The sequence below is a fragment of the Pseudomonas sp. CFBP 13602 genome, assembly GCF_014842725.1.
Taxonomy (GTDB): Bacteria; Pseudomonadota; Gammaproteobacteria; order Pseudomonadales; family Pseudomonadaceae; genus Aquipseudomonas; species Aquipseudomonas baltica.
The window spans coordinates 43,560-59,203 of record NZ_JACYVT010000004.1 but is presented as its reverse complement, the minus strand read 5'-3'; the positions used below and the strand labels follow the sequence as shown (position 1 = coordinate 59,203).

Annotated in this window: 13 protein-coding genes and 1 tRNA gene; 5 read left to right on the top strand and 9 right to left on the bottom strand. The window is 60.4% G+C overall.

All coding sequences use genetic code 11. The features are described 5' to 3' along the window. Nucleotides 1-229: 229 nt before the first annotated feature. From IFU31_RS09145 to dibA, 6 genes are all read right to left on the bottom strand, one after another. Nucleotides 230-1,219 (bottom strand): sulfate/molybdate ABC transporter ATP-binding protein, encoded by a 990-nt coding sequence (locus tag IFU31_RS09145; RefSeq protein ID WP_122480632.1) that lies wholly within the window; start codon nucleotides 1,217-1,219, stop codon nucleotides 230-232. A gap of 3 nt (nucleotides 1,220-1,222) precedes the next feature. Then, nucleotides 1,223-2,089: a sulfate ABC transporter permease subunit CysW gene (cysW, locus tag IFU31_RS09140; protein WP_122480633.1), complete on the bottom strand. Its 867-nt coding sequence runs from the start codon at nucleotides 2,087-2,089 to the stop codon at nucleotides 1,223-1,225. A gap of 14 nt (nucleotides 2,090-2,103) precedes the next feature. Then, a complete protein-coding gene (cysT, locus tag IFU31_RS09135) occupies nucleotides 2,104-2,922 on the bottom strand; it encodes a sulfate ABC transporter permease subunit CysT (protein WP_192102766.1) in 819 nt (272 codons plus the stop codon). Nucleotides 2,923-3,071: 149 nt separating this feature from the next. Further along, complete coding sequence (locus IFU31_RS09130) at nucleotides 3,072-4,082, bottom strand: sulfate ABC transporter substrate-binding protein (RefSeq protein WP_185794828.1); 1,011 nt, start codon at nucleotides 4,080-4,082, stop codon at nucleotides 3,072-3,074. A gap of 58 nt (nucleotides 4,083-4,140) precedes the next feature. Continuing rightward, entirely contained in the window at nucleotides 4,141-4,323 is a 183-nt protein-coding gene (oscA, locus tag IFU31_RS09125) for a sulfur starvation response protein OscA (protein ID WP_043191814.1), read from the bottom strand. A 117-nt stretch (nucleotides 4,324-4,440) separates the two neighbouring features. Continuing rightward, nucleotides 4,441-6,306: a phosphodiesterase DibA gene (gene dibA / locus IFU31_RS09120; protein WP_192102765.1), complete on the bottom strand. Its 1,866-nt coding sequence runs from the start codon at nucleotides 6,304-6,306 to the stop codon at nucleotides 4,441-4,443. 146 nt (nucleotides 6,307-6,452) lie between these two features. On the opposite strand from dibA, the gene desA reads away from it, so the two are divergent. From desA to IFU31_RS09105, 3 genes are all read left to right on the top strand, one after another. Beyond that, nucleotides 6,453-7,637 (top strand): delta-9 fatty acid desaturase DesA, encoded by a 1,185-nt coding sequence (desA, locus tag IFU31_RS09115; protein ID WP_122480636.1) that lies wholly within the window; start codon nucleotides 6,453-6,455, stop codon nucleotides 7,635-7,637. A 161-nt stretch (nucleotides 7,638-7,798) separates the two neighbouring features. Continuing rightward, nucleotides 7,799-8,788: a GGDEF domain-containing protein gene (locus IFU31_RS09110; protein ID WP_244657663.1), complete on the top strand. Its 990-nt coding sequence runs from the start codon at nucleotides 7,799-7,801 to the stop codon at nucleotides 8,786-8,788. A 279-nt stretch (nucleotides 8,789-9,067) separates the two neighbouring features. Beyond that, the gene (locus tag IFU31_RS09105; RefSeq protein ID WP_192102763.1) at nucleotides 9,068-9,463 is read left to right on the top strand and encodes a hypothetical protein; all 396 of its coding nucleotides are present in this window, start codon (nucleotides 9,068-9,070) and stop codon (nucleotides 9,461-9,463) included. A gap of 78 nt (nucleotides 9,464-9,541) precedes the next feature. Here the strand turns inward: IFU31_RS09105 and IFU31_RS09100 are convergent, their stop codons facing one another. From IFU31_RS09100 to gabD, 3 genes are all read right to left on the bottom strand, one after another. Beyond that, a complete protein-coding gene (locus tag IFU31_RS09100; RefSeq protein WP_192102762.1) occupies nucleotides 9,542-10,759 on the bottom strand; it encodes an HDOD domain-containing protein in 1,218 nt (405 codons plus the stop codon). Nucleotides 10,760-10,947: 188 nt separating this feature from the next. Then, nucleotides 10,948-12,228, bottom strand: coding sequence for a 4-aminobutyrate--2-oxoglutarate transaminase (gene gabT, locus IFU31_RS09095; RefSeq protein ID WP_122714248.1), 1,281 nt, complete (start codon nucleotides 12,226-12,228; stop codon nucleotides 10,948-10,950). 124 nt (nucleotides 12,229-12,352) lie between these two features. Further along, the gene (gabD, locus tag IFU31_RS09090) at nucleotides 12,353-13,795 is read right to left on the bottom strand and encodes an NADP-dependent succinate-semialdehyde dehydrogenase (RefSeq protein WP_122480676.1); all 1,443 of its coding nucleotides are present in this window, start codon (nucleotides 13,793-13,795) and stop codon (nucleotides 12,353-12,355) included. 308 nt (nucleotides 13,796-14,103) lie between these two features. Here gabD and IFU31_RS09085 point away from each other — a divergent pair. Then, nucleotides 14,104-14,180, top strand: a tRNA-Arg gene (locus IFU31_RS09085). A gap of 114 nt (nucleotides 14,181-14,294) precedes the next feature. Further along, entirely contained in the window at nucleotides 14,295-15,368 is a 1,074-nt protein-coding gene (locus IFU31_RS09080; protein ID WP_192102761.1) for a site-specific integrase, read from the top strand. Nucleotides 15,369-15,644 lie beyond the last annotated feature (276 nt).

Sequence of the window (15,644 nt, the reverse complement as noted above, 5' to 3'; positions counted from 1 at the left end):
AGCTATTTATTAATAACCAAAATAAAGGTCAATCAGCCCCGTAGCAGCGCCGCAAGCCGCGTCGGCGGCACGCGCGGTCTGCCTGCTGCTGCCGCATAACCCCGGACGCGGCTTGCGCCGCTGCTACAAGGTGCGTGTGATCTTCTGTAGCAGCGGCGCAAGCCGCGTCGGCGGCACGTACAGTCTGCCTGCTGCACCGCATCGACCCCGGACGCGGCTTGCGCCGCTGCTACAGACCTGACGCCTTCTGCCAGACCTTGGGCTTGAAGAACAACGTCTCGCCCCGCGCCAGGCCACTCAGGCTGTCATGGTCCTTGACCACTTCGGCCTCGATCAGCTCGCTCTGCCCCTCGACCTTGAGCGTCACCCGCGTGGTTGCGCCCAACGGGCGAATGTCACGCACCTCGGCGGCATGATGGTCGTCCAGCTCGTGGCGCGACAGCGACACTTCGTGCGGACGAAACAGCACATGCTCTTCACCACCCAACTGCAAGCGGTTGGAGTCGCCCAGAAAGTGATAGACGAAGTCGCTGGCCGGGTTCTCGTACACCTCGCCTGGCGAACCGATCTGCTCGATGACACCCTTGTTCATCACCACGATGCGATCCGCCACTTCCATGGCTTCTTCCTGGTCGTGGGTCACGAAGACCGAAGTCAGGTTGATGTCCTCGTGCAAGCGCGCCAGCCAGCGACGCAGCTCCTTGCGCACCTTGGCGTCGAGCGCGCCGAAGGGTTCGTCGAGCAGCAACACCTTGGGCTCGACCGCCAGGGCACGGGCCAGGGCAATACGCTGGCGCTGTCCCCCGGACAACTGCTCGGGGTAGCGATCGTGCAACCAGTCCAACTGCACCATGTTCAACAGCTCATGCACCTTCTGCGCAATCACCGTTTCGGTGGGCCGCTCGCGCTTGGGTTTCATGCGCAAGCCAAAGGCGACGTTGTCGAACACTGTCATGTGTCGGAACAGCGCGTAGTGCTGGAACACGAAACCGACGTTGCGATCCCGCACATCGTGGCCGGAGACGTCCTCGCCGTGGAACACGATGCTGCCCTGGTCGGGCGTTTCCAGGCCGGCGATGATGCGCAGCAAGGTGGTCTTGCCGCACCCGGATGGGCCCAGCAGAGCCACCAGCTCGCCACTCTGGATGTCCAGATTGATGGAGTCCAGGGCCTGGAAGGCATTGAAGCGCTTGCTGACATTACGAACTTCGATCGACATTAATCATTCCTCCGCGGCGCTGTTGCGCAGGCGGTCAATACGGGACTCGCTCCACTGCTTGAGCAGCAGGATGAAGAGCGCCAGGATCAGCAACAGGCTCGCAACGGCAAAGGCGGCGACATGGTTGTATTCGTTGTAGAGAATTTCCACGTGCAGCGGCAGGGTATTGGTCACGCCGCGAATGTGCCCGGACACCACCGACACGGCACCGAACTCGCCCATGGCCCGCGCGGTACACAGCACCACGCCGTAGATCAGCCCCCACTTGATGTTCGGCACGGTGACGTACCAGAACATCTGCCAGCCATTCGCACCCAGCAGACGCGCCGCTTCCTCTTCCTGCGTGCCTTGTTCCTGCATCAGCGGGATCAGCTCGCGGGCCACGAACGGCACGGTCACGAAGATGGTGGCCAGCACGATACCTGGCAAGGCGAACACGATCTGGATGTCGTGGTCCTGCAGCCACGGCCCGAACAGGCCCTGAGCGCCGAACATCAGCACATAGACCAGACCGGCAATGACCGGCGACACCGAGAACGGCAGGTCGATCAACGTGACCAGAATGCTCTTGCCGCGAAACGAATACTTGCTCACGCACCACGCGGCGCTGACGCCGAACACCAGGTTCAGCGGCACCGAAATGAGCACGGCGAACACCGTCAGCTTGAGCGCCGACAGCGCATCGGGCTCGAAGATCGCCGCGAAAAAGGTCCCCAGGCCCTGCTTCAAGCCCTGGGACACGACGATCAGCAACGGCAGCAACAGAAACACGGCGAAGACCAGCCAGCCAAGGGCGATCAACACCCGCCGCGAGGTTGCGCTGCCACGCCGGGCCGCATTGGTGGAGGCAGCAATGGAAGATGCAGACATGTGCGGAGCCTCCTTCAAGGGGTTTCGATGCGCCGCTGCAACAAGTTGATCAGCAGCAGCAGAACGAAGGAAACCACCAGCATCATCACGCCGATGGCCGTGGCGCCGGTGTAGTCGTATTGGTCCAGCTTGACCATGATCAGCAGCGGCAGGATTTCGGTCTTCATCGGCATGTTGCCGGCAATGAAAATAACCGATCCGTACTCGCCCACGCCGCGGGCGAACGCCAGGGCAAAACCGGTGAGCCAGGCAGGCAACAGCGCCGGCGCGAGGATGAAGCGGAACACCTGCAGCGGCTTGGCACCCAGGCAGGCCGCGGCTTCCTCGACCTCGCGCGGAATGTCGGCCAGCACCGGCTGCACTGTGCGCACCACGAACGGCAAGGTGACGAAGGTCAGGGCCAGGGTGATGCCCAGCGGGGTGTAGGCGATCTTGAAACCCAGGTCGGCGGCGAACTGCCCAACCAGGCCGTTGGGTGCATACAGCGCCGTCAGGGCAATGCCTGCCACGGCCGTGGGCAGGGCGAACGGCAGGTCGATCATCGCATCGATGATCTTGCGTCCGGGAAAGGTGTAGCGCACCAGCACCCAGGCCAACAGGGTGCCGATCACTCCATTGATGATCGCCGCACACAACGCCGTGCCGAAACTGAGTTTCAGTGCGGCGAGTACGCGAGGTGCGGTAACGATGGTCCAGAACTGTTCCCAGGTCAGCTGCGCGGCATGCACGAACATGGCGGCCAGGGGGATCAGCACGATCAGGCTGAGGTACACGACGGTGTAGCCCAGCGTCAGCCCGAAGCCGGGTATGACGGGGGAGATACGACGCGACATAGAAGTCCTTGATGAATACGGTTTACGCAATCGGGCCTCTTCGCGGGCAGAGCCCATTCCCACAGGCTTTACGGTGACCTGTGGGAACGGGGCGGGCGGCGAGCCCTCTGCCCGCGAAGAGGCCCGCCGCCTCAACGCATGTCTATAGCTTATTGAGCCTGATAAATCTGGTCGAACACCCCACCATCATTGAAGAATTTGGGCTGTGCGGTTTTCCACCCGCCGAAATCCTTGTCGATAGTAACCAGATTCAGCGCTGGAAATTGCTTCGCATACTTGGCTGCCACATCCTTGTCGCGCGGACGATAGAAGTTCTTCGCAGCGATTTCCTGGCCAGCCGGGCTGTACAGGTGCTTGAGGTAGGCTTCGGCGATTTCCTCGTTGCCCTTCTTCTTCACGTTCTTGTCGACCACAGCCACCGGCGGCTCAGCCAAAATCGACAGCGAAGGCACGACGATGTCGAACTTGTCCGCGCCACCGTCTTCCTTCAATGCCAGGAACGCCTCGTTCTCCCAGGCCAGCAAAACGTCACCCTGACCATTGTTGACGAAGGTGATGGTCGAGCCACGGGCACCGGTGTCCAGGATCGGCACGTGCTTGAACAGCGTCTGCACGTACTCTTTGGCCTTGCCTTCGTCGCCATCGCCGGCTTTCAGGCCGTAGGCCCAGGCTGCCAGGAAATTCCAACGGGCGCCGCCGGACGTCTTCGGATTCGGCGTGATCACCGAGACATCATTCTTGATCAGGTCGCCCCAGTCCTTGATGCCCTTGGGGTTGCCCTTGCGCACCAGAAACACGATGGTCGAGGTGTAGGGCGTGCTGGCGTCCGGCAGACGGGTCTGCCAGTTCTCCGGGATGGACTTGCCCAAGCGGCTGATCTCGTCGATGTCACCGGCCAGCGCCAGGGTCACCACATCGGCGGGCAGGCCGTCGATCACCGCGCGGCCCTGTTTGCCCGAACCACCGTGGGATTGCTTGATCGACACGGTGTCGCCCGCGTGCTCCTTCTTCCAGAAATTGACGAACTCGGCGTTGTATTCCTGGTACAGCTCGCGGGTCGGATCGTAGGACACGTTGAGCAGCTCGTAGTCCTTGGCGACGGCGGAGCCGGCAAATACGGCGCTGGCGAGGGCTGCCAAGGCATAACGGCGGATAGACATGGACGAAGCTCCTGGAATGGCGGGTATTTTTCTTATGGCTGCTACGCAGGACGCGTACTCAGCTGGGCTTGTTGCCCGGGTTCTGCAAACGGAATTTTTCCTTGCGTTCGATCTGCACGACTTGAGCGTTGTGTACGGTGATCTCCACCGCACCGAAACGCAGGTCGCGCAGCGCACTCTGAATTTCCCGCAGAATGGTGGCTTCGTCCTGTCCTTCGACGCTGCGTAGCGATGCGCTCATGATCATGCTCCTGGGTAAGGGGTGCCAAGGTGGCGTGAGCGCGATAGTAGAGCGGTCTTATTATTCTTAAAAATACTGTTTAAGAATTTTCATATAACCAGAAGTTTTTATCTGCACCTACTGGACCTGCCATTGCAGCGCAGCGGCTTGCACCGGACGACCGAACCAATAGCCCTGGCCCAGTCCGCAACCGTGCTCCAGCAGGAACTGCGCCTGATTCGCCTGCTCGATGCCCTCGGCGTGCACCTGCATGCCCATGCTGTGCGCCAGCGCGATGATCGCCGTGGTGATCGCCACATCGTCCTCGTCGCCGGGCAGGCCGGCGACGAAACCCTGGTCGATCTTGAGCTTGTGGACCGGCAGGCGCTTGAGCCTAAGCAAGGATGAATAACCGGTGCCGAAGTCGTCGATCGCCAGTTGCAAACCCAGATCGCGCAGGTGATGCAATTGCTCCAGTGCGCGGTCCGGATCATCCATCACCGCACTTTCGGTCACTTCCAGTTCCAGATGCGCAGGCGCCAGTTCCGTCTCGGCCAGGACCCTTTCGACCTGCCGGTAGAGATCATGGTGGCTGAACAGACGGCTGGAGATGTTCACCGCGACGAAATCCAGTGCCTTGCCCTCGACCTGCCACTGCCGCATCTGGCGGCACGCGGTGGCCAGCACCCAAGTGTCGATCTCGGCGATCAAACCACTGCGCTCGGCGATCGGTATGAACTGCCCTGGCGGCACCAGGCCGCGCTCCGGGTGCTGCCAGCGCACCAGCGCCTCCACCCCGACCATGGCCTTGTCGCGCAGGGCATGCACCGGTTGGTAGTGCACCCGCAACTGCCCGTCGGCCAGGGCCTGGCGCAGTTCTGCGGTCACTTCGATCTGCTGCTGGGCGCGGGTGGTCAGCTCTTGGGTATACAGGGCATAGCTCGAACGGCCCCGTGCCTTGGCCTGGAACAGCGCCGAGTCGGCGTTGCGCAACAGCTGCTCGGCACCCTGCGCGTCGTCGGGAAACAGACTGATGCCCATGCTGGCGCTGATGAACAGGGTGTGCCCGTCGATGGCGAAGGGCGCGCGCAGGCCTTCGAGCAACCCCTGCCCCAGCGCCGTCGCCTGCCCTGTGCGCAACTCGCCTTCCATCAGCACGGCAAATTCGTCGCCGCCCAGCCGAGCCAGGGTCACCTCCTCGCCCAACCCGCACTGCAAACGCTCGACCACAGCCATCAGCAACCGATCGCCCACGCCATGACCGAAGCTGTCGTTGACGTTCTGGAAGTGGTCGAGGTCGATGAGCAACAACGCGCAGCAGCGTTGCGCAAGCCGGGCCGTACTCAAGGCGTGCTCGGTGCGGTGGCTGAACAGCAGGCGATTGGGCAACCCGGTCAGCGGATCATGGTGTGCCAGATGGGCCAGCTCGCGCTGCGAATGCCTGATCGCGCTGATGTCGGAGAACACCGCCACATAGTGGCTCAGCTTGCCCCGATCATCGCGGATCGCGCGGATGGTCTGCCACTGCGGGTAGCTGTCGCCGCCCTTGCGCCGGTTCCAGATCTCGCCGCTCCACTGGTCGTGCTCGGCCAGCGTGCGAAACATCTGTTGATAGAAGGCCGGCGGATGCTGCCCGGATTTGAACGTGTTCGGGTTCTGCCCGAGCACTTCGTCCTCGGCATACCCGGTGATCGCCATGAAGGCCCGGTTGACCTGCAGGATGCGCCCTGCAGTGTCGGTCACCAGCACGCCGTCGGCGGTGCAGTCGAAAACCGCTGCCGACAAACGTCGGCTTTCGCGGTTGGCCTGCCGCGCGCGCAGCCAGCCAAAGGCGAACGCACTGCCCAGCAACCACACACCGCAACCGGCCAGATGAACCCCCCATCCGGCCGACGACGCTTCGAAAAGGCCGTTTGCCACACGACCGCACAACAGAAACCACACCACACAGACAATCAGGTAAATCACAACGCCGCGCGCTGTAACCCGAGATAAAACAGACATAGGGTCAATCGGCCACACAAAATGTGTACCAATTATAGAATAGAAACATTCAGCGACTCTTATCTAAAAGAGCGACTGGCTTTATCTGATAGCTAGTCGATAATGCGCTGCACGCATTACCCACCCAACCGAGGGCCTTCCCGCCTATGTGGTACAACGGTTTTCTCGATCTGTCCGCCTGGCAAGTGGTGGCAGTCACGTTGTTGCTGACCCATGTGACCATCATCAGCGTCACTGTCTACCTGCACCGCTATTCCGCCCACCGCTCGCTGGAACTCAACGCCGGGCTCAAGCACTTCTTCCGTTTCTGGCTCTGGCTCACCACTGCCCAGAACACCCGCGAGTGGACCGCCATCCACCGCAAGCACCACGCCAAATGCGAAACCGTCGACGATCCGCACAGCCCCGTGATCAAGGGCCTGGGCACCGTGATGCGTACCGGCGCCGAGCTCTATCGCAAAGAGGCGGAAAACCCCGACACCTTGCGCATCTATGGCAAGAACTGCCCCGAAGACTGGATCGAGCGCAACCTGTACTCGCGCTTCCGCCACACTGGCGTGGTCCTGATGCTGGTCATCGACCTGCTGCTGTTCGGCGCCCTCGGCCTGACCGTGTGGGCCGTGCAGATGATGTGGATTCCCTTCTGGGCAGCCGGTGTCATCAACGGCCTCGGCCACGCCGTGGGCTACCGCAACTTCGAATGCCGCGACGCGGCCACCAACCTGGTGCCGTGGGGCATCATCGTCGGCGGCGAAGAACTGCACAACAACCACCACACCTACCCCAATTCGGCCAAGCTGTCGGTCAAGAAATGGGAGTTCGACATGGGGTGGGCCTGGATCAAGCTGTTTACCTGGCTGCGCCTGGCCAAGGTCCAGCGCGTGGCACCGATTGCCCACCGCGTGGAAGGCAAGGGCCAGCTCGACATGGACACCGCCATGGCGATCCTCAACAATCGCTTCCAGATCATGGCGCAGTACCGCAAGCTGGTGATCGCGCCGCTGGTGCAACAGGAGCTGAGCAGGGTCGACGAATCGGTACGTCACCAGTTCCGCCGGGCCAAGCGCCTGCTGTCGCGTGAAACCAGCCTGCTGGACGAAGGGCATCACCTGCACATCCAGACGATGCTCGAACACAGCCACGCATTGCGCGTCATCTATGAAAAGCGCCTGGCCCTGCAACAGATCTGGGCGCGCACCAGCTCCAACGGTCATGATATGCTCGCCGCCATCAAGGATTGGATCCAAGAGGCCGAAGCCAGTGGCATTCACTCGCTGCGCGACTTCGCGACCCAGCTCAAGACGTACTCGCTGAGGCCTGCTGCAGCCTGAGCCGTTTATCGGTGCGCCTTGGCCCCAGGGCGCGCCGTTCGGAACTTCGTTACAATTTTCCGCTCTCAGACTCATAGCGCTACCGCCTGGGATCATGCCTTGGCCGCGCCTTTTCGCGCATCCGTTCGCAGTAATCCCAACGCCTCTGAGATGCCGTGATGATGGTCAATAAAAAATTACCTTCTACACCCGTCAAACCTCTACCCGAAGCCGCTGAAACCCTATTGGCCTTGATGCATGCCCAGGGTGAGGTCGCGCGGCTCAAGGAGCGCGAGCAGCTGTTCAGCTCGCTGTTGGTCAGCGTCAACGCGGTACTCTGGGCGTTCGATTGGGAAACCCAGCAGATGATCTACGTCAGCCCCGCCTACGAACGGATTTTCGGCCGCTCGGTGGGTTTGCTGCTGGCCGACTACAACGAATGGCGCGACAGCATCTACCCGGATGACCTGGACTACGCCGATCGCAGCCTGGCCGAAGTGCTCGACAGGGGCGCCGTCGAAGACCGCGAATACCGCATCATCAGCGCCGATGGCCAGATCCGCTGGCTCAGCGACAAGTGCTTCGTCAGCCATCAGGTGGATGCAGGCCAACGCGTGATCGTGGTGGGTATCGCCGAGGACATTACCGAAAAGAAGCACCTTGAAGGCGAGCTCCAACGCCTCGCCACCACCGATGTCCTGACCCAGAGCAGCAACCGTCGACACTTCTTCGAATGCGCCCACCGCGAGTTCGAGCAGTCCCGCCTCAACGACACGCCCATGGCCTTCCTGCTGCTGGACATCGACGATTTCAAGATGATCAACGATACCTATGGCCACCAGGAAGGTGACCACGTGCTGCAACGCATCGCCGAAACCGGCCGTGCGGTACTGCGCCGTGGCGACTTGTTCGGGCGTATTGGCGGTGAAGAATTCGCCGCCGTGTTTCCGGGCTGCGCGCCGGACATGGCCATGCAGATCGCCGAGCGCCTGCAGCGCGAAATCCAGCGCCTGAGCTTCCACCACAATGGCAAGAACTACGGCGTGACGGTAAGCCAGGGCCTGACCAGTATTCAGCCGCAAGACGAAATGCTTGACTCCCTCTTCTCGCGTTCCGACGCCGCCATGTACCAGGCCAAGCGCCAAGGCAAGAACCAGATCGTGCCGGCCTAGTCAGCGAACCATTGGTGTCCCCGGCCACTCGTTCAATTGCGACACGCCTATTATATGCAACCGTGCTGAATTGATCGCGTCTGGCCCATTAGGGAATTCAACCATGTTGTATCAATTTGCAGAATTATCTACCTAGATCAAAGCCCATTGGGTGGAGGTTGTGCTAGCCAACTTCATTGTTCTCTATCAAAAAGACAAATTCGTTTCCTTGAGCCATATGTTAGGTCATGGTTTACTTTTCCATGAAGCTACGGAGAATAACTACTCAAGGAGTTACACATGAAACAATTATGTATAATTGCCACACTTATCCCGCTATCGGTTACGGCTAATTGTGGTAGCGAAAACTGCCTAAGCTTTCCCCCTGCTTATTCCAGGTTAACCAAAGTTGATTTGGAGGACTGGGAGTCTGTCACAAAAGAATTCAGAGACAACGCTCTTTGGAATCAAAACACTACTGAAATCCAGTCATGTGAAAGCCTCTATACCTTGCCGGTTACCACATCGCGCGAAGGTAATGTCAGCTTTGGCGGTATCTGCACCATCGCAGGCTCTGGCCAAAAGGTATTCATCTGCACCGACCGCATGCTGGGCCGCTTCGAGGTATTTCCAGAATTTCAACGTGACCTGCCGTGGATCGCACAGAAGATTTTCGACAATTGCTGGGGTGGGTGATCCCCACCTCTCTCGATCACCCCCAAGGCCAGTGATCAGATAGAGGCCTTTATTCATGTCCCGGCGTAGTCCAGCGCGTCAGCGAATCATTGGCGCGCCCCGCCACCAGTTCAGCTGCGACACGCCTATCTTGAGCAACCGTGCTGGTTTGCCTTGGGCTATCTGGGTGACGTCTTCGTCGGCGCCCAGCGATGCCATCTGCGCTGCAATATTCACGATCAGTTTTTCCCTTGAGTACACCCCGCCGCCCAACTGGTAGGCCGCGGCGATCATCTCGCGCAGCTCAAGCGGCAATCGCCAGCGTCGGCGCAATTCCGAGCCATAAGGCGCACCAAACGTTCGTAGCGCGTAAGTCAGCTTCGTCTGGTCAAGCTCACCGCCTGCCAGACGCCATTCCTGCAAAACGCGCAGCAGCGCCAGATCGCCCAGGCAGTGCAACACGCCTGCGCAATAGCAGCGCCACTCGTCCACATTTTGTTGGCGGGCAATGTTGCGAGCGAATTCGGCCGTGTGGGTCGAGCGGTTCCAGCAGATTTCGGCTTGTTCGAACAGCAGCGGGTCACTCAGGTAGGCACTGGGCCGGGTGGTCATGCCCAGCAGCAGATTCATGCTCTGCGTAGGGCCCAGCGCTTGCAAGGCCTGCATCAGCGTCAACACCGGCGCCGCGCCCTGTTTCGCCGCACTGTTAGCGGCGCTCACCAGCACCCCGGTGACTTGCGGGTCGCTGCGCACGTTGGCTTCCAGCACCTTTAGGTTCAAGCCTTGTGGCCCTAGCGCCCGCTGTACCGCCGCCTGCACGTCGCACAGCAGCGGCCCACCGTCGCAGTCCAGGCGGCGGCGCGTCAGATACTGTTCCAAAGTGGTACCGGCAGCGATCTGCGGAATCCGGCAAACCACCACCTCTGCGGAGCCAGACAACAGCGTCTGCAGGCGCGCCTTCAAACTGGTCATATTCAAGGGTTTGGTCAGATAGGCCGTCGGCGCTAGGGGTAGCACTTCGCGCACGCTCGCGCTGTCGCTGCGCTCGCTCAACAAGATGAACGGCAAGGCCGACAGACGAGGGCTCTTGCGCACTCCGCGCAGCAAGTCCAGACCGCTGATGCCCAGCAACTCGCGCGCTGCAATCACCAAGTCCGGTGGCTCGCGCAGATGCTCCAGCGCCTCAGGTCCCGTGGCGCACGCCTGCAGGCGTGCATCGCAACGTACATCGAGCAGCATCTGCGACAACAGATCACGCATCCAAGGGTCGGATTCGGCGATCAACACACGAGGAGGCATGCTGGTAGCGGTATTCATAGGCGCACTCCATGGGCCAAGGGTGACAGCATGACTCTCGGTAGTGAGTCTGAACGGTACTGCAAAAAAACGGATTAAGCAGAGGGCTTTAGCGCATCACCCGCCTGGCTGCAAACGAGGTGCAAACTAAAACCACCCCATAAAAAAACCCGCCGAAGCGGGTTTTTCCTACCAAGCACTCACATCACTCACGCCAGCTCAGCGAAGCACTCTTCGATGATGGCCAAACCTTGGTCCAACAGCTCGTCAGGCGCAGTCAGTGGAACCAGGATGCGCAGGACGTTTCCGTAAGTACCGCACGACAGCAGAATCAAACCCTTGTCGCGCGCCTTGGCTACGACTTGGGCCACTGCTGCGGCGTTCGGCTTGTGGGTGTCGCCGCCTTCGAACAGCTCGATGGCAATCATCGCGCCCAGTGCGCGCACATCACCGATCACCGGGTACTTGGCCTGGATGGCGCGCAGGCCCGCTACCAAGTGCTCGCCGACTGCCTTGCTGCGATCAAGCAGGTTCTCTTCCTCGAACACTTCCATCACGGCCAGTGCCGCCGCGCAGGCGATCGGGCTGCCGGCGTAGGTGCCGCCCAGACCACCTGGAGCGATGGCGTCCATGTACTCGGCTTTGCCGCACACGCCGGCCAGAGGGAAACCGCCAGCGATGGATTTTGCGAAGGTGGTCAGGTCGGGCGCAACACCCATCTGCTCCATGGCGAAGAACGTACCGGTACGGCCTGCGCCGGTCTGCACTTCATCGGCGATCAGCAGGATGCCGTGCTGGTCGCACAGGGCGCGCAGACGCTGCATGAAGGCTTTCGGCGCGACATAGAAACCGCCCTCACCCTGCACCGGCTCGAGAATGATCGCTGCGATGTCACGCGGTTCAGCGTCGTTCTTGAAGATGCGCTCGATGCTGGCGATCGAATCGTCGACGCTGACGCCGTGCAGTTCGCAAGGGTACAGCGCGCGGAACACACCGCCGGGCATCAGGCCCATGCCAGCCGAGTACGGCACGACCTTGCCGGTCAGGCCCAGTGTCATCATGGTACGGCCGTGGTAGGCGCCGGTGAAGGCGATCACCCCGGCGCGACCGGTGGCAGCGCGCGCAATCTTGATGGCGTTTTCGACGGCCTCGGAGCCGGTGGTGACCAGCAAGGTCTTCTTGTCGAAGTCACCGGGCACCTTGGCGTTGATCTTCTCGCAGACTTCAACGTACGGCTCGTATGCCAGCACCTGGAAGCAGGTGTGAGTCAGCTTGTGCAGTTGTGCCTGCACGGCCGCGATCACTTTGGGGTGGACATGGCCGGTGTTGAGCACCGCGATGCCGCCGGCAAAGTCGATGAACTCGCGGCCTTCGACGTCGGTAACCGTGGCGTTCTGCGCTGACTCTGCAAAGATCGGGTGAATCTGGCCCACACCGCGTGGCACGGCAGCCTGGCGGCGTTGCATCAGGGATTCGTTGGTCTTGCTCATGACATTCCTCATTCGCCGCTCATCGGTCGGCGTGATTCAAGGATAAAGCGGCCGGTACGTACCGCAGCAGCATACGATGATCGACTGCTGCGGCCGCCGGCCGCCAAGGGTTCTGCGCGGTGGGTTACACCGAAATGCAGAGGTATTTTATTTCCAGGTAATCTTCGATGCCGTACTTGGAGCCTTCGCGGCCCAGGCCCGAGGCCTTGATGCCGCCGAACGGCGCCACTTCGTTGCTGATCAGGCCGGTGTTGATACCGACCATGCCGTATTCCAGCGCCTCGGCAACACGGAACACGCGGCTCATGTCGCGGGCATAGAAGTACGAAGCCAGGCCGAACTCGGTGTCGTTGGACATGGCAATTACTTCGGCCTCGTCCTGGAAGCGAAACAGTGGCGCCAGCGGGCCAAACGTTTCTTCCTTGGCCACGGCGGCATCCTTGGAGACGTTGACCAGCACGGTCGGCTCGAAGAAGTTGCCCTGCAGCGCGTTGCCACCGGTGAGTACGGTTGCGCCCTTGCTGACCGCGTCGGCGATGTGTTCCTTGACCTTGGCCACGGCCTTGTCGTCGATCAGTGGCCCGGTAGTGGTGCCTTCTTCCAGACCGTTGCCGATCTTGAGCTTGCTCACTGCAACCTTCAGCTTCTCGGCGAACGCGTCGTAAACGCCGTCCTGCACATAGATACGGTTGGCGCAGACGCAGGTCTGGCCGTTGTTGCGGTACTTGGAAATGATCGCGCCTTCGACCGCCTTGTCCAGGTCGGCATCGTCGAACACGATGAAAGGAGCGTTGCCACCCAACTCCAGCGAGACTTTCTTGATGTCCTTGGCGCACTCGGCCATCAACTGGCGACCGATCTCGGTCGAGCCAGTGAAGCTCAGCTTGCGCACGATCGGGTTGCTGGTCAGCTCACTGCCGATGTCGCCGGCGCTGCCGGTCACGACGCTGAACACACCCTTGGGAATGCCTGCGCGTTCGGCCAGCTCAGCCAGCGCCAATGCCGAGAACGGCGTCTGCGAGGCAGGCTTGAGCACCATGGTGCAGCCTGCGGCCAGCGCCGGGCCCGCTTTGCGGGTGATCATCGCGGCCGGGAAGTTCCACGGGGTGATGGCGGCGGTCACGCCGATTGGCTGCTTGATCACGATCAGACGCTTGTCTGGCTGGTGGCCGGGAATGGTGTCGCCGTAGACGCGCTTGGCTTCTTCGGCAAACCACTCGATGAACGAAGCGGCATAGACGATCTCGCCTTTGGATTCGGCCAATGGCTTGCCCTGCTCCAGCGTCATCAAGCGCGCGAGGTCATCCTGGTTTTCGATCATCAATTCGAACCAGCGGCGCAGCTTGTTCGAGCGCTCCTTCGCGGTCAGCGCACGCCAGGCGGGCAGTGCCTTGTCGGCAGCCTCGATGGCGCGGCGAGTTTCCGCGGCGCCCATTTTCGGCACGGTGCCGAGAATTTCGTTGGTAGCAGGGTTGCTGACCTTGATGGCCTGCCCACTGTCGGCGCCCAGCCACGCACCATCTATATAGGCTTGCTGGCGGAACAACGAGGTGTCTTTGAGCTGCATGTCGGCTTCCTTGATGGCGCCGTACGTGACGGCACGAATGGAGGGATGAAAAGGCGCCCGGGCTGAGGTGAAATACCGCATGGATGAACGCATGCGCCTCAGCAACCAGACAAGAGCGTTTGAAATCTCAAACGAATCCTAGGATCTATGGCGGTAAAGGACAATAGCCGTTCGAAAAAAAGAACGACACGCCTTGCAAGCCTGGGTACACCCGGCTTGCGCGAGTGTCACCGTAGCAGATTACAAACGATGTGCCGGTTATCGCAATGGACGACCACCCCCGACATGGGTATCATGGCGCCCGCGTCGCACCAGTAGCTCAGCTGGATAGAGTACTGCCCTCCGAAGGCAGGGGTCGTGGGTTCGAATCCCGCCTGGTGCACCATCTTCTATCCCTTGTATTACAAGGGGTTAGCTCCACTGCCAGAAACCTGTCCTAGTCCTGAAAGTCGTTTTTGCCACAAATTTGCCACACTCAAGTGGGGCGGGAATGGTCGAAATGGCAACAATCAGGAATCGCGGCGAGTATCAGTGGGAAGCGCAAATTCGCCGTAAGGGCTATCCAGCCCAGCGCAAAACCTTCGAAACCAAATCCGATGCCCAAGCCTGGGCACGCATGATCGAAAGCGAAATCGACCGTGGGATTTTTGTCTCTCGCGTCGAGGCTGAACGCACCGCCTTTCATCAACTCATCGATCGCTACATCTCCGAAATTGCTCCGAAGCACAAAGGCGCTTATTCGGAAATCAAACGCCTGGAAGCACTCAAGCGTCATCCGCTGGCGACACGCATCGTTGCGACCCTCACCTCTTCAGATTTTGCCCGCTACCGTGACGAGCGCTTGAAGATCCGCAAAGGCAATACGGTGAAACGTGAGCTGGCTTTGTTTCAATGCGTGGTTGAGGTCGCTCGCCGCGAGTGGGGCATTCATCTGGCCGAGAATCCAGTCAGGATGGTCAGCCGGCCCAGCTACAACGACGAGCGCTCGCGACGGCTCGACCCAATTGAAGAGCAATACATGCTTGGCGCGTTAGAGCTTCGTGAGCGACGTGCTGATGGGACCTACGCCGATGTATCACACAATCCCTGGATACGGCCCATCGTACAACTGGCGATTGAGACCGCCATGCGCCGTGGCGAGATTTTCGAGCTGCGATGGAAGCATGTGAACCTGGATCGTAGAACCGCGCACCTGCCTGCAACCAAAAACGGCCTGCCCAGAACCGTCCCGCTTTCGCCGAAGGCTATTCAGTTGCTCAAAGATTTGCCGCGCTCGCTGTGCGGGCGAGTCTTCCCCACCACGACCGACGCCCTCAAGAAAGCCTTCGTAAGAGGTCTGGAGCGAGCCAGGCTGAAATACTTGGGGGATTGTGAGACGGCGAAGATAACGCCTCAGGAAGACTTCCTGATCAATCTTCGCTTTCACGACCTGCGGCATGAAGCGACCTGTCGGCTTGCGACCAAACTGCCGAATTTGATTGAGCTCGCGAGCGTGACGGGGCATCGAGAGGTGAACATGCTGAAGCGGTATTACAACATTACTGCGGAAGAGCTGGCAGCAAAGCTGGCCTGATCGGACCAAACCCGTCTGTCGCTACTGCTCAGACGGGGCCCCTTTTGCATTCGACTTTGCCGGCCGTTTGCATCGGATTTGACCAGTACCGCTAGGTACCCCAACTGGTTCGTTTCCATTCATGCGATAGGTACTTGTCTGGTTAACGATTGGGGAGCGGATGGTTCGAACTGGCGAACAATGAGAGGGTCCTGTCGGCCACCTTCGATGACGTGTTGCACGCATCCCACGGCTTGAAGCCATTTCGTATTCCAAACGAGACCAAAGCTTTGGTTT